The organism is Micromonospora sp. NPDC000663, from assembly GCF_042898105.1.
Taxonomy (GTDB): Bacteria; Actinomycetota; Actinomycetes; order Mycobacteriales; family Micromonosporaceae; genus Micromonospora.
In genome coordinates, this window is the sequence record NZ_JBIAYR010000013.1 from 45,485 (window position 1) to 67,181 (window position 21,697).

A 21,697-nucleotide genomic window follows, 5' to 3' on the forward strand; every position below is an offset into this window, starting at 1 on the left:
CGATGCACCGCCCAATCGGCGGATGCGCCTGCCAGCGTGGGCGAGGGACGCTACCTCGGGTTCTCATCCACCTTGGAGGCGCAGCGTGCCCAAACTTCCGCACATGTGGCGTTTCGCAGGACGACGTCGTACTCGGGCGGGGATGGTCGCGCTGGCGATCGTCGCCGCGGTGCTCGGTGTGCCCTCGGTGTCCTCGGCGGCTGTGGTTCCGGTCCCGGAGACGGCGACCCTCGTGTCGGCGAACCCCGCCGACTCGACCCCGCACGCCCGCAACGGTGAAACCCGGGCGTTCGCGCAGGTGGGCAACACCGTCTTCGTCGGCGGCAGCTTCACGCAGCTCCGGCAGACCGCCAGCTCGCCGTGGATCAACCAGCCCTACCTCTTCGCGTACGACCGCACCACCGGCACCGTGTCCACCACGTTCCTGCCGGTGCTCGACGGCGCGGTCAACACACTCGTCGCCGGCCCGGGCGGCACGCTGATCGTCGGCGGGGCCTTCAAGAACGTCAACGGCGTGTCCCGCAGGAACCTGGTGGCCCTCGACCCGTCCAGCGGCGCGATCATCGACGCGTGGGTGGGGCGCTCCGACGGCGGCAACGTCCGCAAGGTCGTGCTGCACGACAACTGGCTGTACGTGGCCGGCGCGTTCAACTGGCTCAACGGCACCGCGCACGCCGGCCTCGCCCGGCTCAACGCGACCACCGGCGCCATCGACCCGACCTTCGCCATCAACGCCACGGTGGGGCGGCACAACACCACCTCGTACGTCTGGACCATCGACGTCACGCCGGACGGCAACACGCTGGCCGTCGGCGGCAACTTCACGCTCGTCAACGACCTGCCGCGTAACCAGATGGCGCTTGTGGACGTCTCCGCGACTCCCACGCTCATCGACTGGAGCACGGAGAAGTTCGTTCCGCCGTGCGCCTCCCCGTCGACGTTCGTGCACTACGTGCAGGACGTGAAGTTCGGCGCGGACGGCAGCTGGTTCGTGGTCGGCACCAACGGCGGCTCGGGGTGGCCCACCGCCTACTGCGACACGCTCGTCCGGTTCGAGACTGCCAACCGGGGCAGCGGGCAGCTCGCCACCTGGGCCGACTACACGGGCAACGACACCATCACCTCGGTCGAGGTCGCCGACAACGTCATCTACCTCGGTGGGCACTTCCGCTGGTTGAACAACCCCAACGGCGTCGACGTCGCCGGCCCCGGCGCGGTCGACCGGCTCGGCGTCGCGGCTGTCACCCCGGCCACCGGTATGCCGGTGAACTGGAACCCGCGCCGCAGCGGCAGTGCCTCGATGCCGGCCGGCACCAGCAGTTGGGGTTCGTCGGTGCCGGTGCTGTGGCGCGGCACGGACGGCCTCTACTTCGGGCACAACTCCGACGGCATGGGCGAGGAGTACCACGGTCGGCTCGGCATGTTCCCGCTCGCGGGTGGACGGACGTTCACCCCGAAGAACCCGCCGACCGCCACCACCGGCAACCTGTACCTGAGCACCGCCCCGGCCACAGTGGCCCGGGTGCCGTTCGACGGCACCACCCTGGGCACCCCGACCACCGTCAGTCAGCCGGCCTACACGGCGGCCGGCGCGACGTGGCGGGTGGACGACCGGATCTACTGGTCGCACACGGTCGCAGGCACGCCCACCGGCAGCCGGATCGACGTCTCGCTGTTCAACGGAGGGGCGATCGGGGCACCGTGGGAGGCGTCCGGCTACAACGACTGGTACAACCCGGCGGTGTTGAGCGGCGCCTTCTTCCTCGACGGCCGGCTCTACTACACGCGTACCGGCGCCAACAACCTGTACTACAGGTACTTCGAGATCGACGGCAACTACCTCGGCGCCACCGAGTTCACAGTGCCGACGACTGGCGTTCCGTGGTCCGGGGTGCGTGGCATGGCGTGGGTGGCCGGCCGGATCGTCTACGGTGCTACCGACGGCACGCTGCGTAGTGTGCCGTTCAACCCGACGGCCGCGCCGAGCGCGGTGGTCGACGGGACGGCAGCGACGGTGCTCGCTCTCGCGACGCCCGAGTTGTCCTGGTCCACCCCTTCAACATTCTTCTCCGTGCAGTAAGGGTCTACGGTTCGTAACGGAGGATCGATAGATTGTTCACGTTAGACCGGCGGCGGCACCACCGCTGCCGGCCCCGCGATGTGGGGGAGGGGTCGGTTGGTCGGCGCCGCTGGCATCCGCGCGCGACACGCGGTGCGCCTGGTCTTCGCGGTCAAACGTGTCTGGTACAGGCTGCGCTACCGGCGGCTGACGCTCGGCCGGGACGTGGAGATCCGGGGCCGGGTCCGGCTGCGCCGCGGAGTACGTGTGACAATCGGCGACCGCACCCGGTTGAACAAGCTGGTCCGCTTCGCCGGCCCCGGCGAGGTGCGCGTTGGCGCCGACTGTCTGTTGAACGCGACCTGGATCGGCACCTGGACCTCGGTGACCGTCGGCGACAGATGCCTGCTGTCCGACTGCGAGCTGCTCGACAACGACTTCCACAACCTGCCACCGGAGCAGCGGCACGAGCCTCCCGGCCCGGCCACCCGCGCCCCCATCGTCCTCGAGGACAACGTGTGGGTCGGAGCGCACGCGCTGGTGATGAAGGGCGTACGCGTCGGCCGGGACAGCGTCGTGGGCGCGGCGGCGGTGATCCGTACGGACGTGCCGCCAGGCGTCGTGGTCGTCGGCAATCCTCAACAGACGGTGAAGAAGTTCCATGACTGACGTGACTCCCACCTCCTGGTCGACGGACGCCCCGGCCGCCGGCGCCGATCGCACCGTCACGCTGACCGACCTGCTGCGGGTGCCGATGCACCGGCTGCGGCTGGTGACGACCGTGGCCGTGGTCGGGCTGCTCCTCGCGCTCGGCTACGTGCTGATGGTGCCGGCGGCGATGACCGCGAACGCCGTGGTGGCGGTCCGTCCGGTGGTGACCGACGCGTTCACCCCCAGCGGCGCGGGCGCCGACCGGGCGGTCAACATGAACGTGGAGAGCGGCATCGCCACCGGCACCGAGGTGGTGCAGCGGCTCGCCGACGCGGCCGGCGCCGACCCGCGCGACATCCGTAACGCGCTCGAGGTCGAGGTGCCCACCGGCGGGCAGATCCTGCGCTTCAGCTACCAGGCGAAGGACGCGCAGCGGGCGGTGCAGAGCGCCAACCTGGCCGCCCGCGCCTACCTGGACGTGCGGCGCACGATGTACGAGCAGCAGCGCGCCGAGATGCTGCGCTCGTACGACGCGAGCATCACGAAGGTCGCCGCCCAGCAGGCGGCGGTGCAGAAACGGGCGAGCACCGCCAAGGACACCACCGCCGGGGACGCCGCAGTGGCCGAACTGGCCGGGATCAACAACCAGCTCACCCAGCTCAACGCCGCCCGTACCGAGATCGCCGCCGTGGACATCAACCCCGGCTGGGTCACGCAGACCGCCGAGCGCGCCCTTGTCACCTCCGCCGGGCACCGCCCGCTCTACCTGGTCGCCGGCCTGCTCGGTGGCGCCCTGATCGGCGTGGTGCTGGCGTACGCGTGGGAGTCGACCGACCGGCGGGTCCGTTCGGTCGCCGACGGTCGGGACGCCACAGGCCTGCCGCTGCTCGGCACGGTCCGCCGCCCGCCGTGGCGGGGCAGTCCCCGGGCCGTCGACGCGGACATCAGGTACGTGGCCATGGCGGTCGCCGAGCGGGTCCGCCAGCCGGCCCGGGTGGCGCTGCTCGCCGCCCGCGAGGACGCCACGGCGCTCACCGCCGGGCTCGCGGTGGCGCTCGCCGTCGACGGCCGGGAGGTCTTCGTCGCCGACGACAGCGGACGTGCCGAGCGGCTGCGCGCCGCGGTGCTCGCCGACCGGGGGCGGTTGCCGATCGACCCGTCCCGGCCGCTCGTGCCCAAGCCCCGCCCGGCCGGCAGCCCCGCCACCCCGGGCGCCGCCGCCGAGACGGTGCCCGCCCGCCGACCGTCCCCGCACCCGCCGGGCGCCCGCCCGTCCACCGATCCGGACGCCACGCTCACGCTGCCCCGGGCGTCGCCCGCCCGGGCCGAGAACGGCCGGGTCGCCGCCGGGGACGAGGTGAGCGTGGGGGTGGGCGGCGTCCGGTTCGGCACCTGGCGGCAGGGCGCCGACCACGGGCTCGTGCTGTTCAACGCCCCACCTGCCGAATCCGACGAGCGCGGCGTCGCGGTGGCCCGGCAGGGCAGCGCGGTGGTGGTGGTCGAGCGGGACCGTACCCGCCAGGTCGACCTGCGTCGCCTCGTGCAGCGGCTGCGCGCCGCCGGGGTGACCCCGCTGGGTTTCGTCCTCACCCGCAACGGTCGGGCCTGACCGGTGACTGTCACCCGCGCACCGGCGACCGAGCCGCCGCCAGGTGACTCTCCTGCCGTCGGCGGGCCGGTGCCGCCGCCCCCACCTCCGCCCCGGCTGCCGCTCTGGCCGCTGTCGCTGATGTTCGGCCTGGTGCCCCTGTGGTGGGCGCTCGGCGCGTTCTACCTGGGGTGGCCGCTGCTGGGGGCGTTGCTGCTCGCGTTGCTGCTCACCCGGGGACGGGTGCCGCTGCCGCCGGCGAGCGCCATCTGGCTGCTGTTCCTGGCCATCGTGGTGGTCAGCGCCACCCAGTTGGCGTCGCCGGCCTCACTGCTCACCTTCGCCCTGCGGTTGGCCTTCTACCTGACCGCGCTGGTGGTCGGCGTCTACGTGCACGCCGCCGCCCGGGAACGCGCCGACCTGGTGGCGGTGCTCAGCCCGCTCTGCGCGTTCTGGTTCGGCCTGGTCGTGCTGGGCTGGCTGGGCGTGCTGGCGCCCCGGCTGGCGATGAGCACCCCGATGGAGGTGCTGCTGCCCGGTGGGGTGGCCGGCACACCGTTCATCCAGGACATGGTCCACCTGACCACCGCCGAGTACAGCGCCCGCTCGCTCAACCCGATCTACCGGCCGGCCGCGCCGTTCGCGTACACGAACAACTACGGCAGCGCGTACGCGATGACCCTGCCGTGCGTGGTGGCCTTCGCCATGCTGCGCCCGCGCGGGCTGCTGCGCTGGGTGCTGCTGGCGTCGCTGCCGCTGTCGCTGGCGCCCGCGTTCCTCACCCTCAACCGGGCGATGTTCCTCAGCCTGGGCGCGGGCCTCGCGGTGCTCGGGGTGCGGGCGAGCCTGCGCGGCAACGTGCGGGTCGCCGCGTCCATCGTCGGGCTGGTGCTGATCGGGGCGCTGGCCACGCTGTTCATCCCCATCACCGACCTGATCAACAAGCGGGTCGACTCCAGCGACACCAACACCGACCGGCTCTCGCTCTACACGGAGGTGATCCGCCGGGTGCAGGAGTCGCCGTGGCTGGGCTACGGCGCACCGGTGAACGTGGACACGGTCTCCGCGGCGGCGCCGATCGGCACCCAGGGGCAGTTCTGGATGGTGCTGTTCAGTCACGGCGTACCGGCGTTGCTCTGCTTCCTGGCCTGGTTCGTGGCCGCCGCGGTGATCTGCGCGCGGGCGACGTCGGCGGCCGGGCAGTGGCTGGCCGTGGTGCCCGTGGTCTGCCTGGTGCAGATCCCGTTCTACGGCATGGCCAACCAGAACCTGTCGGTCGCGTTCTTCGCTGTCGCGTTCGCGATGGCCCTCACCGAACGGGAACGGTCCGCCCGGTGGCGTCCGCTTCCGGCCCGGCCCGTGGGGGTGCCGGCGTGACCGCCGTGACCAGGCCGCCGGCCGACCCGGACCGGCCGCCGCCGGTAGCCACTGTCGGCGCGGGCGACGCCGGCGCGGCCGAGAGCCGGCGCAGCGCGCGCAGCGGCGTGGCCGGCCTGCTCGGCGCGGCCACCAGCGGTCTGTTCGGCTTCGTGCTGGCCGTGGTGATCACCCGGGAGTACGGCACGGTGGGCGCTGGCGCGTTCTTCGCCGCGATCGGTGTGGTCACCGTGGTCACCGCCGTCTGCACCCTCGGCGCCGAGACGGGTCTCATGTGGGCGCTGCCGCGACGTCGTACCGGCGCCCGGGGGGACGCGGCCCGGGTGCTGCCGGTGGCCCTCGTCCCGCCGCTGCTGGCCGCCCTCGTGGTCGCCGCCGCGGGTGTCCTGGCCGCCGACGCGCTCGCCCCCCGGCTGCTGCGCGGCTCCGGCGCGGACGGCGGCGCGCTGCTCACCCTCACCTTCGCCGCCGTGCCGGTGGTGGTGGCCATGACCCTGCTGCTGGCTGCCCTGCGCTGCGTACGACCCATCCGGGCGTACGTGGGTGTGCAGTTCCTCCTGCTGCCGGTCGCCCGACCGGCGCTTGTCGGCGCGGCGGCGCTGGCCGGTGGCGGCCTGCTCGCCGGCATGACCGGCTGGCTGGTGCCGGCGGCGCTGGCGCTGCTGGCGTGTCTCGTGCTGGTGGCCGGGCCGCTCGGGCTGGGCCGGGGCGCGGCGCTGCGGCCCGGGCGCACCGACTGGTCGACGTTCTGGCGCTTCGCGCTGCCCCGTGCCGCGTCGGCGGCCATCGACGCGGGCAGCATGTGGGTGGGCGTGCTGCTCACCTCGGTGCTGGCCGGCCCGGCCGACGCCGGGGTGTTCGGCGCGGTCGGCCGGTACGTCCTCGCCGGCCAACTGGCCATGCAGGGGTTGCGGGTCGCGGTGTCACCGCAGTTGTCCCGACTGCTCGGCCGTGGCGAGCGGGCCGCCGCCGCGACGGTGCACAGGCGGTTGACGATCTGGGGGCTGGTGCTGTCCTGGCCGGTGTACCTGCTGCTCGCGGTGTTCGCCCTGGCGTTCCTCCAGCTGTTCGGGCCGGAGTTCACCGCGGGCGTGCCGGCGATGACCGTGCTCGCGCTGGCGATGCTCGTGAACACCGGCGTGGGCAACGTGCAGAGCCTGCTGCTGATGGGCGGGCGCAGCGGCCTGCATCTGGCGGCCACGCTCGCCGGGCTCACCGTGACCGTGTCGCTGGGCCTCTGGCTGATCCCCGGGCACGGCGCCACCGGCGCGGCCGCCGCGTGGGCGGCCGGCATCGCCACCGAGAACCTGACCGCCGCCTTCTTCGCCCGCACGGTGGTCCGGGAACCGCTCGTCGACACCGCGATGCTGCGCGCGGCGGCGGTGACCCTCGCCGGTGTCGGCGTGGCGTCCGCTGTCGGCGTCCTGGCCGGCGGGCGGGGCCTTCCCGGCCTGGCGGTGGCCCTGGTCGTGCTGGCGGCCGCGTGCGTCGGCTTGTTGACGTTGCCCCGGGTGCGCGCCGGCATCCGGGTGACCATGAGACAGATTCGTGGACGGGACGACGCGGCCCCGGCCGCCGGCCCCGCCCCGGCATCGACGAGAGGCAGGTGAGGTCCGTCGTGGCGTCCATCCGTGACCGGATGAAGCAGCTGGTCCCGACCCAGGTCACCGTCCGGGTGAAGGAGTCCCTCGTGGACTACGGGGTCCGTACCAGCGACCGGCGGCCCCTGCCGGACTTCCTGATCATCGGCACCAAGCGGGGTGGCACCACCTCCCTGTGGAACTACCTCATCCAGCACCCCCTCGTGCCCCGGCTCTTCCCCGCGTGGAACACCAAGTCGGCGCACTACTTCGAGGAGCACTGGGGGCGCGGCGAGGCCTGGTACCGCTCGCACTTCCCGACCCAGCGCCAGCGCGACGCCCTGGCCAGGCGGCACGGCGGGCCGGTCCGGGTCGGCGAGGCCGCACCGCTGTACATGTTCCACCCGCTCGCCGCGCAGCGGGTCGCCGCGCTCATGCCCACGGTGAAGCTGATCGTGCTCCTGCGCGACCCGGTGGAGCGGGCGTACTCGCACTGGAAGGAACGCCGCACGCACGGCATCGAGCCGCTGGACTTCGCCGCCGCGCTGGCCGCCGAACCGGAGCGCACGGCGGGGGAGCGGGAACGGCTGATCGCCGAACCGGAGTCGTTCAGCGAGGCGTACGACTGGTACACGTACCGGGCCCGGGGGCGGTACCTGGAGCACCTGGAGCCGTGGCTGGAGCGGTTCGACACCTCGCAGATCCTCTTCCTGCCCAGCGAGGACCTGTACGGCGACGCCCGCGCGACCTACCGGCGCACCCTGGACTTCCTCGGGCTGCCCGCGTACGACCTGCCCGACTTCAAGGTCTACAACGATCGGCGTTCGGCTCCACTGGATCCGGCGGTGCGCGCCGAGTTGACCGACTACTACCGCCCGTACAACGACGCGTTGCGTCAGCGGTTGGGGCTGGACCTCGACTGGGCGGACCGGGCGGCGTGACGACGCGTGTCGACCCGTCCACCGATCCTCGGTCGAGAGTGGACGGGCTGGGCTGGGTGAGCCGCGCGGTCTTCCCGGACGACCGGGTCGCCCTGCGCGTGGGCGGCAGCCCGCCGGCGGGTCACCGGGTGGTGGCCCGGTACGCGGTGGTGCCGTCGGTGGCCCGGGCGCGGTTCCTGGTGCCGTTGGGCGCGCCCCGGGCCGGTGCGGCGTCGCTGCTGGCGTACAACGCGTTGCGGCCACCGAAGGTGCGCGCGCTGCGTGCGGTGCTGGGCGGTCTGGCCCGGTTCGGCGCGGTGGGTCTGGCGCCCTTTCCGAGGTTGAACGTCTCGGTGCCGTCCGGTGCGGCGCCGGCCGAGCTGCTGCTGACCGAGCGGCTCGCCGCCGCGCTGGGCGGTGCGCCGCTGCTGGCGGCCTGCGGTGTCCGCCCGCCGGACCCGAACGGCAAACCCACCCTGCAACTGTTCACCGCAGACGGTCGCCCGCGCGGCTACGCGAAGATCGGCTGGAACGACGCCACGCGGGCGCTCGTCACCGCCGAGGCGGCCGCCCTGCGGGCGGTGCGGGACGCGGCGGGTGTCGCCGACCATCCGGTGCCGCCGGGGCTGCTCACTGAGACGGCGTGGGCCGGCCAGGTTGTCGCGGTGATCGAGCCGCTGCCACCGGACGTCCGGGGTGTGCCCGTCGACGACCCGCCACGGATCGCGGCGCTGCTCGCGGTCGCCCGTCGTGGCGGTCCCGCCGGTACGCCCCGACCCCTGGCCTCCTCGCCGTTCCTGACCCGGCTGGCCGCGCAGGCCGACCGGGCGGCCGACGCCGTGCCGGTCGGCGCGCGGGCCGTCGACGCGGTGGCCGCGCTGGGCCGCCGGCACGGTGACACCACCGTCGAGTTCGGTCACTGGCACGGTGACTGGGTGCCGTGGAACCTGGGCCGGCACGCCGGCCGGCTGGTCGCCTGGGACTGGGAGCACAGCGCGCCGGACGTACCTGTCGGGTTCGACCTGGCCCACGACGCCTTCCAGCGGGCACTGGTGCTGCGCGGCGAGCCGGCGGCGGTGGCCGCGTCGGCGGTGGACGGGCACCTGGAGCGCCACGGCGAGCGGCTCGGCCTCGGCTCCGCGCAGCGCCGGCTGGTGGCCGACGCGTACCTGGTGGAGATGTGGCTGCGGACCTGGCGGTTGGCCCACGCGGGGGCGGGCTGGAACGCGGCGCTGCATCCCGCACTGCTGGACGTCATCGAGAAACGACATAGCGGTTGATCCGGTGAAATCGACGGACCACCGGCGTGTCGCAGAGTGACGGCAAACTAGCAGGTCGTGATGATTATCGATGGACCTCGGGGGGCCGGCGCTCCCGATATTCCCAGGTGGAGATCGCTGGCCCGCCCGGTCGCGCTGTTCAACGAACCGGGAAACCTGTGATCTGCTTCTGCCTGGTGTAGACCGAAATTCCAAGCGAACTTGTGGGGAGTCGCGTGGACGTGAACAACGACGAGTCCGAGCCGCCCGTGCTGCTGCTGGTCAGTTCCAGCGGTGGACATCTGGCCCAACTGCTCGCCCTGCGGTCCTGGTACGAGAAGCTGCCGCGCTGCTGGGTCACCTTCGACACCCCGGAGGCGGTGTCGCTGCTGGCCGGCGAGGACCTGGTGCCCGCGTACCACCCGACCACCCGCAGTGTGCCGAACCTGCTGCGCAACGCGCTGCTGGCCTGGCGCGTACTGCGGCGTCGGCGGGTCGCCGCAGTGGTCACCACGGGTGCCGGCGTGGCCCTGCCGTTCGTGGTGCTGGCCCGGCTGCGGCGCATCCCGACCGTCTACATCGAGGTGTACGACCGGATCGACACCGCGACGCTCACCGCCCGGCTCTGCCGGCCGTTCCTGTCCGCGATGCTCGTGCAGTGGGATGAGCAGCGGCGGCAGTATCCCGAGGCGATAGTCGTGGGGGCGCTGCTGTGAGCGGGGAGATCGACACCAGCCCACGTCCGCAACCGCCCCGGCCCGCCGCCGAACCGGCCCGGTTGCCCCGCCAGCGCGACACCGCGCCCACCGGGCAGACCCGGCTGCTTGTCGCGGTCGGCACCGACAAGCACCCCTTCGACAGGCTCGTCGACTGGCTGGCCCAGTGGCACGCCGACGCCGCCGACGCGGTCGGGCTGACCGTCCAGCACGGGCACACGAAGGCACCCGGCCTGCCCGGCGCCGTGCCGTTCCTCGGCCACGACGCCCTTCAGCAGGAGATGGCCGACGCCGACCTGGTGGTCTGCCACGGAGGGCCGGCCACCATCCTGGAGGCACGCCGGCACGGTCACCTGCCGATCGTGGTGCCCCGCGACCCGGGTCGCGGCGAGCACGTCGACGACCACCAGCAGCTCTTCGCCCGCCGGCTCGGCGCCGCCGGGCTGGTGGCGCTCTGCGAGACCCGCGAACAGTTGCACGACGCGCTGGCCGCCGGGCTGGCCGACCCCTCCCGGTTCGCGGTCGCCGCCGACCCCGACGCCCACGAGGCGCGCCGCGTCGCGGTGGCGCGGGTCGGTCAGATCGTGGAGGACCTGGTGGCCCGCGCCGCCCGACGCCCACCACGGTGGCGGCCCTGGCCACGATCCGACCGGACGGAGGGACGACGATGACCGCGCCGCCGAGCGTCAGCGTGGTGGTGCCCACCCGGGACCGCCCCGAGCTGCTGCGCTCCGCCATCCGGGCGATCCTGGCCCAGGAGTATCCCGGCCCGATCGAGGTCGTGGTGGTGTTCGACCAGTCCACCCCCGACGGGTCACTTGCCGACCTCGCCGGCCCGGACCGGGCGGTCCGGGTGATCCGCAACTGCCGCACGCCGGGGCTGGCCGGCGCGCGCAACAGCGGCACCCTCGCCGCCGGAGGGCAGCTCGTCGCGTTCTGCGACGACGACGACGAGTGGCTGCCCGGGAAGTTGGCCGCCCAGGTCGACTCCCTGACCGCCGACCCGGCCGCCGAGTTCGTCTGCTGCGGCATCCGGGTCAGCTACGAGGGGAACACCGTCGACCGGGTGCTCGACAAGGACCGGATCACCCTGGACGACCTGCTGCGGGACCGGATGACCGAGCTGCACCCGTCCACCTTCCTGATCCGCGCCACCGCGCTGCGCGAGGGCTTCGGTCTGGTCGACGAGGAGATCCCGGGCAGCTACGCGGAGGACTACGAGTTCCTGCTGCGGGCCGCGCGCAGCGCCCCGCTGATCAACCTGCGTACGCCCGCGGTGCTGGTCCGCTGGCACAAGCGCTCCTACTTCGCGCAGCGATGGGACACCATCTCCGAGGCGTTGCAGTGGCTCCTTCAGCGCTACCCGGAGTTCGCCGGCCAGCCCGCCGGCGAGGCACGGGTGACCGGGCAGATCGCGTTCGCCCGGGCGGCCTCGGGGGACCGGCGGGGGGCGGTGCGCTGGGCCCGGCGCACGCTGCGCAGCAACCCGCGCGAGCCGCGCGCGTACCTGGCGCTCGCAGTGGCCGGCCGGGTGGTCGGCGCGGACGCGGTGCTGCGCACCCTGCACAGGCGCGGCCGGGGCATCTGAGCTGCCGCCGGCGCCCGGCCGACCTGGCGCCGGCGTCCGCTGGGCGGGACGCGGCGGGCAGCGCACCGGGCCGGTGGCGGGCCGTGACAGACTGATCGCTGTGTTGCGCTGGTTGACTGCAGGTGAATCGCACGGTCCCGCCCTCGTCGCGCTGCTGGAGGGGGTGCCGGCCGGCATCGAGGTGACCACCACCGAGATCGCCGACGACCTGGCCCGCCGCCGGCTCGGCTACGGCCGGGGCGCGCGGATGTCGTTCGAGCGCGACGAGGTCGAGGTGCTCGGCGGCCTGCGGCACGGCGTCACCCTGGGCAGCCCGGTAGCCATCCGGGTGGGCAACTCCGAGTGGCCGAAGTGGCAGACGGTGATGGCCGCCGACCCCGTCGACCCCGACGAGCTGGCCCGCCAGGCGCGCAACGCCCCGCTGACCCGTCCCCGACCGGGCCACGCCGACCTGGCCGGCATGCAGAAGTACGGCCACACCGACGCCCGCCCGATCCTGGAACGCGCCAGCGCCCGGGAGACCGCCGCCCGGGTCGCCGTCGGCGCGGTCGCCAAGGCGCTGATCCGTCAGGCGCTCGGCATCGAGATCGTCTCGCACGTCGTCGAGCTGGGACCGGTGGCCGCGAAGCCCGGGCTGCGCCCGACCCCGGCCGACGCCGCCCGCATCGACGCCGACCCGCTGCGCTGCCTCGACCCGGACGCCAGCGCCCTGATGGTCGCCGAGGTGGACGCCGCGAAGAAGGCAGCCGACACCCTCGGCGGCGTGGTCGAGGTCCTGGCGTACGGGGTGCCGCCGGGCCTGGGCAGCCACGTGCAGTGGGACCGCAAGCTCGACGCCCGGCTGGCCACCGCGCTGATGTCCATCCAGGCGATCAAGGGCGTGGAGATCGGCGACGGTTGGCAGCAGGCCCGCTCCCGGGGCTCCGAGGCGCACGACGAGATCATCCCCTCGGCGACAGGCGTCCGACGGGTCACCGACCGCGCCGGTGGGCTGGAGGGCGGCATCACCACGGGCGAGCCGCTGCGGGTGCGCGCCGCCATGAAGCCGATCTCGTCACTGAACCGGGCGCTGGCCACCGTGGACGTCACCACCGGCGAGCCGGCCACCGCGATCAACCAACGCTCGGACGTCTGCGCGGTGCCCGCCGCGGCGGTCGTCGCCGAGGCGATGGTGGCGCTGGTGCTCGCCGAGGCGGCCACCGAGAAGTTCGGCGGAGACTCGATCACCGAGATCCGCCGCAACCTGGCCGGCTACCTCGACGCGCTGGTCATCCGCTGATGGCGCCGGTCGTCGTGCTGGTCGGCGCGCCGGGCTGCGGCAAGACCACCGTCGGGCAGGCGCTCGCGGCCGCCCTCGGGGTGGAGTTCCGCGACACCGACGCCGACATCGAGTCGATGGCCGGCAAGCCCATCCCGGAGATCTTCATCGACGAGGGTGAGGCGCACTTCCGTACCCTCGAGCGGGCCGCCGTGGCCGCGGCGCTCGCCGCCGGCACGGGCGTGCTCGCCCTCGGCGGCGGCGCGGTCCTGGCCGAGGAGAACCGCGCCGCACTGGTGGGCCACCGGGTGGTGCACCTGTCCGTGGAGCTGCCCGACGCCGTGAAGCGGGTCGGGCTCGGCGCCGGCCGACCCCTGCTGGCGATCAACCCGCGGGCCACCCTCAAACACCTGCTGGACCAGCGCCGGCCGCTCTACGCGGAGGTGGCCACCGAGACGGTGGTCACCGACGGCCGGACCCCGGCGCAGGTCGTCGCCGAGGTCGCCGCGCTGCTGCCCCGCTGACCCGGCTCAGCCCCGGGCGGCCGCGTCGAGCACGTCGGCAAGCGCCTTCGGTTCGCTGAGCATCGGCCAGTGCCCGGTGGGCAGCTCGAACAGCTGACCATCGGCGAGCCCGGTGAAGAACGGGTGGCCCTCGTCGATCATCTCCCGCACCACGCTGAGCGGGAAGGTGCTGGCGACCAGGGCGGTGGGCACCGGGCGGCCGCCGGTGCGCCGGACCGGATCGGTGGCCGTGCGCAGCGGCTGCGGGGTGGCGCGGAAGCGCAGGACGGCGAGTGTCGCCTCGTCCAACCCGGCCAGGTTGCTCGGGTCGGCCACCGGATCCCAGGCGGGCGGCGGCAGCAGGTGCCCGTCGCCGATCGCCTCCCGCAGCCGCTGCTGCTCAGGTGGGGGGACGGTGTCGAACTGCGCGGTGCCGTCCGGCAACGGTCCACTCTCCACGTAGACCACGCGGGCGACGCGCTGCGGGATGCGGTCGGCGGCCTGCGCGACAGGCATCCCACCGCCGGAATGCCCGACCAGCAGCACGTCGTGCAGGTCCTCGACCTCGATCAGCCGGACGATGTCGGTCGTGTGCGTCTCCAGGCTCACCTCCGGCCCGGCGAGGTGGTCGCGCTCGGCCAACCCGGTAAGGGTCATCGGGTAGACGTCATGCCCCTGCGCGCGCAGCAGTCCGGTCACCTCCCGCCACGCCCACGCACCCAACCAGAACCCCGGCACCAGCACGAACGTCGCCATCTGTCGCTCCTTCTCTCGGCTACCGACAGACCGTACGATCGAAACCGGACAACATCCGCCCGGTTTCCAGGAGTTTTCCGTGTCCCATCCCGCTGGCCGGGTGCTCGCCCTGCTCGAACTGCTCCAGGCCCGGCACCGGGCCACGGCCGGCGAACTCGCCGGCCGGCTCGGCGTCGACGAGCGGACCGTGCGCCGCTACGCGGCGACCCTGGTCGAGCTGGGCATCCCGGTCACCGCCGACCGGGGCCGACACGGCGGCTACCGCCTGCACCCCGGCTTCAAACTGCCGCCGCTGATGCTCACCGACGACGAGGCGGTCGCCGTGCTGCTCGGCCTGGTCGTCGCCGAACGGGTAGGTCTCGCCACCGAGCAGCCGGCCACGGCGACGGCGCTGGCGAAGATCCGCCGGGTGCTGCCGGCGGCACTCGCCGACCGGCTGACCGCCGTGCAGGAGCACCTCGGCTTCACCCTGCGGCCGCCCGGATCGGAGCCCCGGCCCGCGTCCGGCACCCTGCTCGCCCTGGCCGAGGCCGCCCGGCACCGGCGGCGGGTGGCACTCGACTACCGATCCTGGCGCGGTGAGCGGACGCACCGGGAGCTCGACCCGTACGGCCTGGTCTTCCACGCCGGCCGCTGGTACGTCACAGGCCACGACCACCGGCGCGGGGAGGTCCGCACCTTCCGGCTGGAGCGCGTCGGCGCCGTCACCCCCGGCACTGCGACGTTCACGGTGCCGGACGGCTTCGACCCGGTGGACCGGGTGACCCGGTCGCTGGCCGGCGTGCCGTACACCCACGAGGTCGAGGTGCTGGTGGAGACCGACCTGGTCGCCGCCCGCCGCCGCATCCCGCCGAGCGTGGCCGAGTTGACCGCCACCGCCGACGGGGTGCTGCTGCGGGCCCGGGCCGAGAGCCTGCCCGGGATGGCGGCGCTGCTCGCCGGTCTGGGCTGCCCGTTCACCGTGCGACACCCGGACGCGCTGCGCGCCGCCGTGGCCGAGCACGCCCGCCTGCTCGCCGGCTGGGCGGGCCGGCCAGCAGGTGGGCAGCCACCCGCACCACGCCGTCCGCTCGACTAGGCTGCCGGCGATGGACGAGGTGACCCGGATCCCGGTCGGCGGCGAGCGGCCGTACGACGTGCTTGTGGGACGCGACCTGCTGGGCGCGCTGCCCGGCCTGCTGCCCGGCGCGAGTCGGGCGGCGGTGCTGCACGCGCCCCCGCTCAAGGCCCTGGCGGACGCGCTCGGCGAGCGGCTGCGCGCGGCCGGCGTCGAGCCGCTTCCGATCGAAGTGCCCGACGCCGAGTCGGGCAAGCAGATCGACGTGGCCGCCGCCTGCTGGGACCGGCTCGGTGCGGCGGGCTTCACCCGTACCGACGCGGTGGTAGGCGTGGGCGGCGGCGCGGTGACCGACCTGGCCGGTTTCGTCGCGGCCTGCTGGCTGCGCGGCGTGCGCTGGGTGCCGGTGGCCACCTCACTGCTGGGCATGGTTGACGCGGCGGTGGGCGGCAAGACGGGCATCAACACGACCGCCGGCAAGAACCTGGTCGGCGCGTTCCACCCGCCGGTCGGGGTGCTCGCCGACCTGGCCACCCTGGACAGCCTGCCCGCGGTCGACCTGAGGGCGGGGCTCGCCGAGGTGGTCAAGTGCGGGTTCATCGCCGACCCGGTGATCCTGGACCTGATCGAGGGTGACCCGGCGGCCGCCACCGACCCCCGGGGGCCGGTGAGCCGGGAGCTGATCGAGCGGGCGATCCGGGTCAAGGCCGACGTGGTCGCCGGCGACCTGCGTGAGTCGGGCCCGCGGGAGGTGCTCAACTACGGGCACACCCTCGCGCACGCCATCGAGCAGAACGAGGGCTACCGCTGGCGGCACGGCCACGCCGTCTCCGTCGGCCTGGTGTACGCGGCCGCGCTGGCCCGCCTCGCCGGCCGGCTCGACGCGCCGACCGCCGAGCGGCATCGAGGCACCCTGACCGCGCTCGGTCTGCCGGTGAGCTACCCGGCCGACGCCTGGGAGCGGCTGCTTGCCGTCATGCGGGTGGACAAGAAGGCCCGGGGCAGCCGGCTGCGGTTCGTGGTGCTGGACGGGCTGGCCCGCCCGGCGATGCTGGAGGGCCCGGACGACGCGCTGCTGGAGGCCGCCTACCGGGAGGCGGTGGCTCCGTGAGCGCGAGGAGTGAGCCGGGTTTGCGAGCCCCGCAGTCGCGAAAGAACGACGGTCCCGTGAGGGTGTACGTCCTGAACGGGCCGAACCTGGGTCGGCTGGGCACCCGGGAGCCGGCGGTGTACGGCTCGACCACCTACGCCGATCTCGTGGCGCTCTGCGAGGAGACCGGCCGGGAGCTGGGGCTGGACGTGACGGTCCGGCAGACCGACGCCGAACACGAACTGCTCGGCTGGCTGCACGCCGCGGCCGACGAGGAGGCCGCGGTGGTGCTGAACCCGGCCGCCTGGTCGCACTACTCGTACGCGGTGCGGGACGCCTGCGCCATGCTGCGCGGGCCGCTGGTGGAGGTGCACCTGTCCAACATCCACGCCCGCGAGGAGTTCCGGCACCATTCGGTGGTCTCCGCCGTGGCGACCGGTGTGATCTGCGGTCTCGGCATTGACGGTTATCGTCTCGCGCTGCACCATCTGGCCGCCCGTTGAAGGGCCGCCCCGAGCGGGGGCGGGCCGATTCGACGCAGCTAGTAGACTCGTAGGGTCTGTCCGCCAATTGATGATCAAGGCAGGAAATGGCCTCCACCAACGACCTCAAAAACGGCCTGGTACTCAACCTTGACGGCGAGCTCTGGGCCGTCGTCGAGTTCCAGCACGTCAAGCCCGGTAAGGGTGGTGCCTTCGTGCGCACCACGCTGAAGAACGTGCTGTCCGGGAAGGTGGTCGACAAGACCTTCAACGCGGGCACCAAGGTCGAGACCGCGACCGTGGACAAGCGCACGATGCAGTACCTGTACGCCGACGGCGAGGACTTCGTCTTCATGGATCTGGAGACCTTCGACCAGATCACCGTTCCCGGTGGCACCGTTGGTGAGGCAGCCAACTACCTGCTGCCCGAGGCGGAGGCGACAGTCGCCCAGCACGAGGGTGTGCCGCTCTACATCGAGCTGCCCACAAGCGTCGTGCTGGAGGTCACCTACACCGAGCCCGGCCTTCAGGGCGACCGCTCGACCGGCGGGACCAAGCCGGCGACCGTGGAGACCGGTGCCACCGTGCCGGTTCCGCTGTTCATCACCACCGGCGAGAAGATCAAGGTCGACACCCGCGACGGCCGTTACCTCGGCCGCGCCTGATGGCCGAGGGTTCCAAGCAGCAGATGCCGGCGCGCCGCAAGGCGCGCAAGCGGGCGCTGGATGTCCTCTACGAGGCCGACCTGCGGGACAAGCCTCCGGTGGAGGTGCTCGCCGGTTACGTGCAGCGGATCGAGCAGCCCCGACCGGAGCACCTCGGCTACGCCGTCGGCCTGGTCGAGGGTGTCGCCGAGCACCTCAACCGGATCGACGAACTGATCGCCAGCTACGCCGAGGGGTGGACCCTGGAGCGGATGCCCGTGGTCGACCGCAACCTCGCCCGGATCGCCGTGTACGAGCTGCTCTACGTCGACGAGATCGACGACGCGGTGGCGATCAGCGAGGCCGTGGAGCTGGCCCGGCAGATGTCGACAGACGATTCGCCGCGCTTCCTCAACGGGGTACTCGGCCGGATCGCCGAGTACGCCACCCGCTGAGTCACCACCCGCAGCACCGAAAGGGCCCGTGCCGTACGGCACGGGCCCTTTCGGGTGAAGCGACAGCTCAGGAGGCGAAGAACGCCCGGGGGTCGGCCACCAGCACGCCGTGCTCGGTGAGCCGCTCGATCAGACCCGACGGCGAGGCGTCGTAGACGATCGCGAGCGCCCGCAGGTCGTCGGCGCGGATGGAGAGCACCCGACCGTTGTAGTCACCGCGCTGCTGCTGGATCGCGCGGGCGTAGCGGGCCACGTAGGCCAGGTCCTCGGAGGCCTCGTCGTAGAGCCGCTCCAGGTCCAGGACGATCTTGCTGGTGGGCTCGTGACGGACACCACTGCCGTCGGGCAGCAGTTCCGAGACGGGGACACGGTAGAACTCGGCCAGCTCGGCCAGACGGGAAACCGTCACGGCCCGGTCGCCGCGCTCGTACGAGCCGACCACCACTGCCTTCCACCGCCCGTTCGACTTCTCCTCCACGCCCTGCAGGGACAGACCCTGCTGCTGGCGGATGGAGCGCAGGCGGGCGCCCAGAGACTTGGCGTATTCAGAGGGCATTCGGACACTCCCAGTGCTGCTCGGGGTTCTCCCGTCGATCGCTACGGAGCGTGACGGTACGGGGATTGCGACACCTGGTCAAGTGGTCGTGACCTTACCGTTGGGGAGCACCGGGGGAGTTATCCCCATTTCGTCGACCTGATCCGGTGGTCAGTGGCCGCCGGCCATCGGCCCGGTGACCACTGGTAACGTGGCGTGAAGCCCCGGCCCAGGTCCGCTACCGCGGTCCGCCGGAGGTGCCCGACATCCTTTAACGACCCGTCCCGTGAGGCGGGGAAGGAGGTCCGCCGTGGCGTACCCACCGGCTGCCCGTTCGTCACCACCGCGACAACCCTCGGTGAAGGTGATCCTCGCCAGCGCCGACGTGCAACGCGTGGTAGACCGCATCGCCCACCAGATCCTGGAGAAGACCCAGGGCGCCGCCAACACGGTGCTGCTGGGGATTCCCACCAGAGGTACGCCTCTCGCTCGGCGGCTCGCCAACCGGATCAGCACCTTCGAGGACGTCGTCGTTCCGGTGGGTGTGCTCGACATCACGCTCTACCGCGACGACCTGCGCCGGCACGCCACCCGCGCGATCGGCCCGACCCAGGTGCCCACCGGCGGCATCGACGGCAAGCGGGTCATCCTCGTCGACGACGTGCTCTTCTCCGGCCGCACCGTGCGGGCCGCGCTCGACGCGCTCAACGACGTCGGCCGCCCGGCGTCCGTGCAACTCGCCGTCCTGGTCGACCGCGGGCACCGGGAGCTGCCGATCCGCGCCGACTACGTCGGCAAGAACATCCCGACCTCGCTCTCCGAGAGCGTGAAGGTGACGCTCGCCGAGACCGACGGGACGGACGAGGTCAAGTTGTACGGGGGTGCGCGGTGAGCGCGAGGAGTGCAGCGCAGCGGAGCACCGCAGTCGCGAACGAAAGGCAGGCGCAGCTCTCATGATCAGGCACCTGCTCTCCGGCGCCGACCTGGACGCCGACACCGCCACCGAGATCCTGGACACCGCCGCCGAGATGGCCACGGTGGCCGGCCGGGAGATCAAGAAGTTGCCGGCCCTGCGCGGCCGTACGGTGGTGAACCTCTTCTACGAGGACTCGACCCGTACCCGGATCTCCTTCGAGGCGGCGGCGAAGCGTCTCAGCGCCGATGTGATCAATTTTTCCGCGAAGGGGTCGAGCGTCACCAAGGGCGAGAGCCTGAAGGACACCGCGCTGACCCTGCAGGCCATGGGCGCCGACGCGGTGGTCGTCAGGCACCCGGCCTCCGGAGCGCCGCACCGCCTCGCGAACTGGGTGGACGGGTCGGTGGTCAACGCCGGCGACGGCACCCACGAGCACCCCACCCAGGCGCTGCTCGACGCGTACACCATGCGGTCCCGGCTGGGCCGGCTCGCCGGCCTGTCGGTAGCGGTCGTCGGGGACGTGCTGCACTCCCGGGTGGCCCGCTCCAACGTCCTGCTGCTGTCCACCCTCGGCGCCAAGGTCACCCTGGTCGGCCCGCCCACCCTCATCCCGGTGGACATCGCGGCGGCGCTCGCCCCCGGCACGGACGTCTCCTACGACCTCGACTCGGTGGTGCCGAACGTGGACGTGGTGATGATGCTGCGCGTCCAGCGGGAACGGATGAACGACTCCTACTTCCCCTCCGCGCGCGAGTACGCCCGCCGCTACGGCCTGGACGGCCCGCGCATGCGCCGGCTGCCCGAGCACGCGATCGTCATGCACCCCGGCCCGATGAACCGCGGGATGGAGATCACCCCCGAGGTGGCCGACTCACCCCGATCCACAATCGTCGAACAGGTCACCAACGGGGTCTCCGTGCGGATGGCTGTTCTGTACCTGCTGCTCGGAGGGAACAACAGGTGACCGCGTACCTGATCGCCAACGTGAGCGTCGTCGGCGCCGCGCCGACCGACCTGCTGATCCGCGACGGCGTCGTCGCCGAGGTCGGCCCCGACCTGTCCGCGCCGGACGCCACAGTCGTCGACGGCACCGGGCTGGTCGCCCTGCCCGGCCTCGTCGACCTGCACACCCACCTGCGCGAGCCCGGCCGCGAGGACGCCGAGACCGTCGAATCCGGATCCCGCGCGGCGGCGCTGGGCGGCTACACGGCGGTCTGCGCGATGGCGAACACCTCGCCTGTCGCCGACACCGCGGGCGTGGTCGAGCAGGTCTGGCGGCTCGGCCGCGAGGCCGGACTTGTCGACGTGCAGCCCGTCGGCGCGGTCACCGTCGGGCTGGCCGGCGAGCGCCTCGCCGAACTCGGCGCGATGGCCGACTCCGCGGCCCGGGTGCGGATCTTCTCCGACGACGGGCACTGCGTCGCCGACCCGAAGCTGATGCGCCGCGCCCTGGAGTACGTCAAGGCGTTCGACGGGATCATCGCCCAGCACGCCGAGGAGCCCCGGCTCACCGAGGGCGCCCAGATGCACGAGGGTGAGGTCTCCACCCGACTCGGTCTGATCGGCTGGCCGGCCGTCGCCGAGGAGGCGATCATCGCCCGGGACGTGCTGCTCGCCGAGCACGTGGGCAGCCGACTGCACGTCTGCCACGTCTCCACCGCCGGCAGCGTCGAGGTGCTGCGCCAGGCGAAGGCCCGTGGGGTACGCGTCACCGCCGAGGTCACCCCGCACCACCTGCTGCTCACCGACGAGCGCGCGCAGACGTACGACCCCGTGTTCAAGGTCAACCCGCCGTTGCGGACGGCGGCGGACATCGCCGCGCTGCGGGCCGCGCTCGCCGACGGCGTGATCGACATCATCGCCACCGACCACGCCCCGCACGCCGTGGAGGACAAGGAGTGCGAGTGGGCGTACGCCCGCCCGGGGATGCTCGGTCTGGAGACCGCCCTGTCCATCGCCCTGGACGTGCTCGGCCCCGAGTGGGACCTGATCGCCGAGCGGATGTCGCGTACCCCCGCCCGGATCGCCGGGCTGACCGGGCACGGCGTCGACCCGGCGCCAGGCGTGCCGGCCAACCTGACACTCATCGACCCGGCCGCCCGCCGCACCATCGAGCCGGCGGAGCTGGCCAGTCGCAGTCGCAACACCCCGTACGCCCGCATGACGCTGCCAGGTCGCATCGTGGCGACCTTCCTGCGCGGCGAGCCGACGGTCCTGGACGGAAAGGCAGTTCGGTGAGCGCGAGGAGTGCAGCGAAGCGGAG

General features: G+C 73.0%; 22 protein-coding genes. 20 read left to right on the forward strand and 2 right to left on the reverse strand.

Annotated elements, in window-relative coordinates; translation table 11 throughout:
* Nucleotides 1-142 precede the first annotated feature (142 nt).
* The 12 genes from ACFY1S_RS27125 to ACFY1S_RS27180 all read left to right on the forward strand — a co-directional run bounded on the left by ACFY1S_RS27125 (nt 143) and on the right by ACFY1S_RS27180 (nt 13,520).
* A complete protein-coding gene (locus ACFY1S_RS27125; RefSeq protein ID WP_387123577.1) occupies nt 143-2,080 on the forward strand; it encodes a delta-60 repeat domain-containing protein in 1,938 nt (645 codons plus the stop codon).
* A 78-nt stretch (nt 2,081-2,158) separates the two neighbouring features.
* A complete protein-coding gene (locus ACFY1S_RS27130) occupies nt 2,159-2,728 on the forward strand; it encodes a DapH/DapD/GlmU-related protein (RefSeq protein WP_387123447.1) in 570 nt (189 codons plus the stop codon).
* Complete coding sequence (locus tag ACFY1S_RS27135) at nt 2,721-4,319, forward strand: lipopolysaccharide biosynthesis protein (protein ID WP_387123449.1); 1,599 nt, start codon at nt 2,721-2,723, stop codon at nt 4,317-4,319. The genes ACFY1S_RS27130 and ACFY1S_RS27135 overlap by 8 nt, the downstream gene beginning before the upstream one ends.
* 120 nt (nt 4,320-4,439) lie before the next feature.
* Entirely contained in the window at nt 4,440-5,675 is a 1,236-nt protein-coding gene (locus ACFY1S_RS27140) for an O-antigen ligase family protein (RefSeq protein WP_387123579.1), read from the forward strand.
* On the forward strand, nt 5,672-7,285 hold the full coding sequence (locus tag ACFY1S_RS27145) for a lipopolysaccharide biosynthesis protein (RefSeq protein WP_387123451.1): 1,614 nt from the start codon (nt 5,672-5,674) through the stop codon (nt 7,283-7,285). Before ACFY1S_RS27140 ends, ACFY1S_RS27145 begins: the two co-directional genes overlap by 4 nt.
* Nucleotides 7,286-7,293: 8 nt before the next feature.
* Nucleotides 7,294-8,196 carry a sulfotransferase domain-containing protein gene (locus tag ACFY1S_RS27150; RefSeq protein ID WP_364371117.1) on the forward strand — a complete coding sequence of 301 codons (903 nt, stop codon included), beginning with the start codon at nt 7,294-7,296 and terminating at the stop codon, nt 8,194-8,196.
* On the forward strand, nt 8,193-9,455 hold the full coding sequence (locus ACFY1S_RS27155; RefSeq protein WP_387123453.1) for a hypothetical protein: 1,263 nt from the start codon (nt 8,193-8,195) through the stop codon (nt 9,453-9,455). The genes ACFY1S_RS27150 and ACFY1S_RS27155 overlap by 4 nt, the downstream gene beginning before the upstream one ends.
* A 215-nt stretch (nt 9,456-9,670) precedes the next feature.
* Nucleotides 9,671-10,150, forward strand: coding sequence for a UDP-N-acetylglucosamine--LPS N-acetylglucosamine transferase (locus ACFY1S_RS27160; RefSeq protein WP_387123455.1), 480 nt, complete (start codon nt 9,671-9,673; stop codon nt 10,148-10,150).
* A gap of 104 nt (nt 10,151-10,254) precedes the next feature.
* On the forward strand, nt 10,255-10,821 hold the full coding sequence (locus ACFY1S_RS27165; RefSeq protein ID WP_387123581.1) for a glycosyltransferase: 567 nt from the start codon (nt 10,255-10,257) through the stop codon (nt 10,819-10,821).
* Complete coding sequence (locus tag ACFY1S_RS27170; protein ID WP_387123457.1) at nt 10,818-11,738, forward strand: glycosyltransferase family 2 protein; 921 nt, start codon at nt 10,818-10,820, stop codon at nt 11,736-11,738. The genes ACFY1S_RS27165 and ACFY1S_RS27170 overlap by 4 nt, the downstream gene beginning before the upstream one ends.
* Nucleotides 11,739-11,838: 100 nt before the next feature.
* Complete coding sequence (gene aroC, locus ACFY1S_RS27175; RefSeq protein ID WP_357987556.1) at nt 11,839-13,017, forward strand: chorismate synthase; 1,179 nt, start codon at nt 11,839-11,841, stop codon at nt 13,015-13,017.
* Complete coding sequence (locus ACFY1S_RS27180; RefSeq protein WP_387123459.1) at nt 13,017-13,520, forward strand: shikimate kinase; 504 nt, start codon at nt 13,017-13,019, stop codon at nt 13,518-13,520. The genes aroC and ACFY1S_RS27180 overlap by 1 nt, the downstream gene beginning before the upstream one ends.
* Before the next feature lie 6 nt (nt 13,521-13,526).
* On the opposite strand, the gene ACFY1S_RS27185 is transcribed toward ACFY1S_RS27180, so the two are convergent.
* Complete coding sequence (locus tag ACFY1S_RS27185) at nt 13,527-14,255, reverse strand: alpha/beta fold hydrolase (RefSeq protein WP_387123461.1); 729 nt, start codon at nt 14,253-14,255, stop codon at nt 13,527-13,529.
* A 79-nt stretch (nt 14,256-14,334) separates the two neighbouring features.
* On the opposite strand from ACFY1S_RS27185, the gene ACFY1S_RS27190 reads away from it, so the two are divergent.
* From ACFY1S_RS27190 to nusB, 5 genes are all read left to right on the forward strand, one after another.
* Entirely contained in the window at nt 14,335-15,333 is a 999-nt protein-coding gene (locus tag ACFY1S_RS27190) for a helix-turn-helix transcriptional regulator (protein ID WP_387123463.1), read from the forward strand.
* 10 nt (nt 15,334-15,343) lie between these two features.
* Complete coding sequence (gene aroB, locus ACFY1S_RS27195; protein ID WP_387123465.1) at nt 15,344-16,423, forward strand: 3-dehydroquinate synthase; 1,080 nt, start codon at nt 15,344-15,346, stop codon at nt 16,421-16,423.
* Between the two features lie 56 nt (nt 16,424-16,479).
* A complete protein-coding gene (gene aroQ / locus ACFY1S_RS27200; RefSeq protein WP_387123467.1) occupies nt 16,480-16,905 on the forward strand; it encodes a type II 3-dehydroquinate dehydratase in 426 nt (141 codons plus the stop codon).
* An 86-nt stretch (nt 16,906-16,991) separates the two neighbouring features.
* Nucleotides 16,992-17,549 (forward strand): elongation factor P, encoded by a 558-nt coding sequence (gene efp, locus ACFY1S_RS27205; protein WP_007458344.1) that lies wholly within the window; start codon nt 16,992-16,994, stop codon nt 17,547-17,549.
* Between the two features lie 23 nt (nt 17,550-17,572).
* A complete protein-coding gene (gene nusB, locus ACFY1S_RS27210) occupies nt 17,573-17,983 on the forward strand; it encodes a transcription antitermination factor NusB (RefSeq protein ID WP_184188983.1) in 411 nt (136 codons plus the stop codon).
* 67 nt (nt 17,984-18,050) lie between these two features.
* Here the strand turns inward: nusB and ACFY1S_RS27215 are convergent, their stop codons facing one another.
* Nucleotides 18,051-18,539 carry a transcriptional regulator gene (locus ACFY1S_RS27215; RefSeq protein ID WP_007458348.1) on the reverse strand — a complete coding sequence of 163 codons (489 nt, stop codon included), beginning with the start codon at nt 18,537-18,539 and terminating at the stop codon, nt 18,051-18,053.
* 289 nt (nt 18,540-18,828) lie between these two features.
* Between ACFY1S_RS27215 and pyrR the strand changes: the two genes are divergently transcribed.
* The 3 genes from pyrR (at nt 18,829) to ACFY1S_RS27230 (ending at nt 21,672) form a co-directional block, all read left to right on the forward strand.
* Entirely contained in the window at nt 18,829-19,410 is a 582-nt protein-coding gene (gene pyrR / locus ACFY1S_RS27220) for a bifunctional pyr operon transcriptional regulator/uracil phosphoribosyltransferase PyrR (RefSeq protein WP_387123469.1), read from the forward strand.
* 61 nt (nt 19,411-19,471) lie between these two features.
* Nucleotides 19,472-20,398: an aspartate carbamoyltransferase catalytic subunit gene (locus ACFY1S_RS27225; RefSeq protein ID WP_364371088.1), complete on the forward strand. Its 927-nt coding sequence runs from the start codon at nt 19,472-19,474 to the stop codon at nt 20,396-20,398.
* The gene (locus ACFY1S_RS27230) at nt 20,395-21,672 is read left to right on the forward strand and encodes a dihydroorotase (protein WP_387123471.1); all 1,278 of its coding nucleotides are present in this window, start codon (nt 20,395-20,397) and stop codon (nt 21,670-21,672) included. The genes ACFY1S_RS27225 and ACFY1S_RS27230 overlap by 4 nt, the downstream gene beginning before the upstream one ends.
* Nucleotides 21,673-21,697 lie beyond the last annotated feature (25 nt).

Excerpts from the sequence above, each read along its gene's own strand:
- ACFY1S_RS27125 (WP_387123577.1), top strand. The coding sequence starts at position 143 with ATGGTCGCGCTGGCGATCGTCGCCGCGGTGCTCGGTGTGCCCTCGGTG.
- ACFY1S_RS27130 (WP_387123447.1), top strand. The coding sequence starts at position 2,159 with ATGTGGGGGAGGGGTCGGTTGGTCGGCGCCGCTGGCATCCGCGCGCGA.
- ACFY1S_RS27135 (WP_387123449.1), top strand. The coding sequence starts at position 2,721 with ATGACTGACGTGACTCCCACCTCCTGGTCGACGGACGCCCCGGCCGCC.
- ACFY1S_RS27140 (WP_387123579.1), top strand. The coding sequence starts at position 4,440 with ATGTTCGGCCTGGTGCCCCTGTGGTGGGCGCTCGGCGCGTTCTACCTG.
- ACFY1S_RS27170 (WP_387123457.1), top strand. The coding sequence starts at position 10,818 with ATGACCGCGCCGCCGAGCGTCAGCGTGGTGGTGCCCACCCGGGACCGC.
- ACFY1S_RS27180 (WP_387123459.1), top strand. The coding sequence starts at position 13,017 with ATGGCGCCGGTCGTCGTGCTGGTCGGCGCGCCGGGCTGCGGCAAGACC.
- ACFY1S_RS27185 (WP_387123461.1), bottom strand. The coding sequence starts at position 14,255 with ATGGCGACGTTCGTGCTGGTGCCGGGGTTCTGGTTGGGTGCGTGGGCG.
- aroB (WP_387123465.1), top strand. The coding sequence starts at position 15,344 with ATGGACGAGGTGACCCGGATCCCGGTCGGCGGCGAGCGGCCGTACGAC.
- efp (WP_007458344.1), top strand. The coding sequence starts at position 16,992 with ATGGCCTCCACCAACGACCTCAAAAACGGCCTGGTACTCAACCTTGAC.
- nusB (WP_184188983.1), top strand. The coding sequence starts at position 17,573 with ATGCCGGCGCGCCGCAAGGCGCGCAAGCGGGCGCTGGATGTCCTCTAC.
- ACFY1S_RS27215 (WP_007458348.1), bottom strand. The coding sequence starts at position 18,539 with ATGCCCTCTGAATACGCCAAGTCTCTGGGCGCCCGCCTGCGCTCCATC.
- ACFY1S_RS27225 (WP_364371088.1), top strand. The coding sequence starts at position 19,472 with ATGATCAGGCACCTGCTCTCCGGCGCCGACCTGGACGCCGACACCGCC.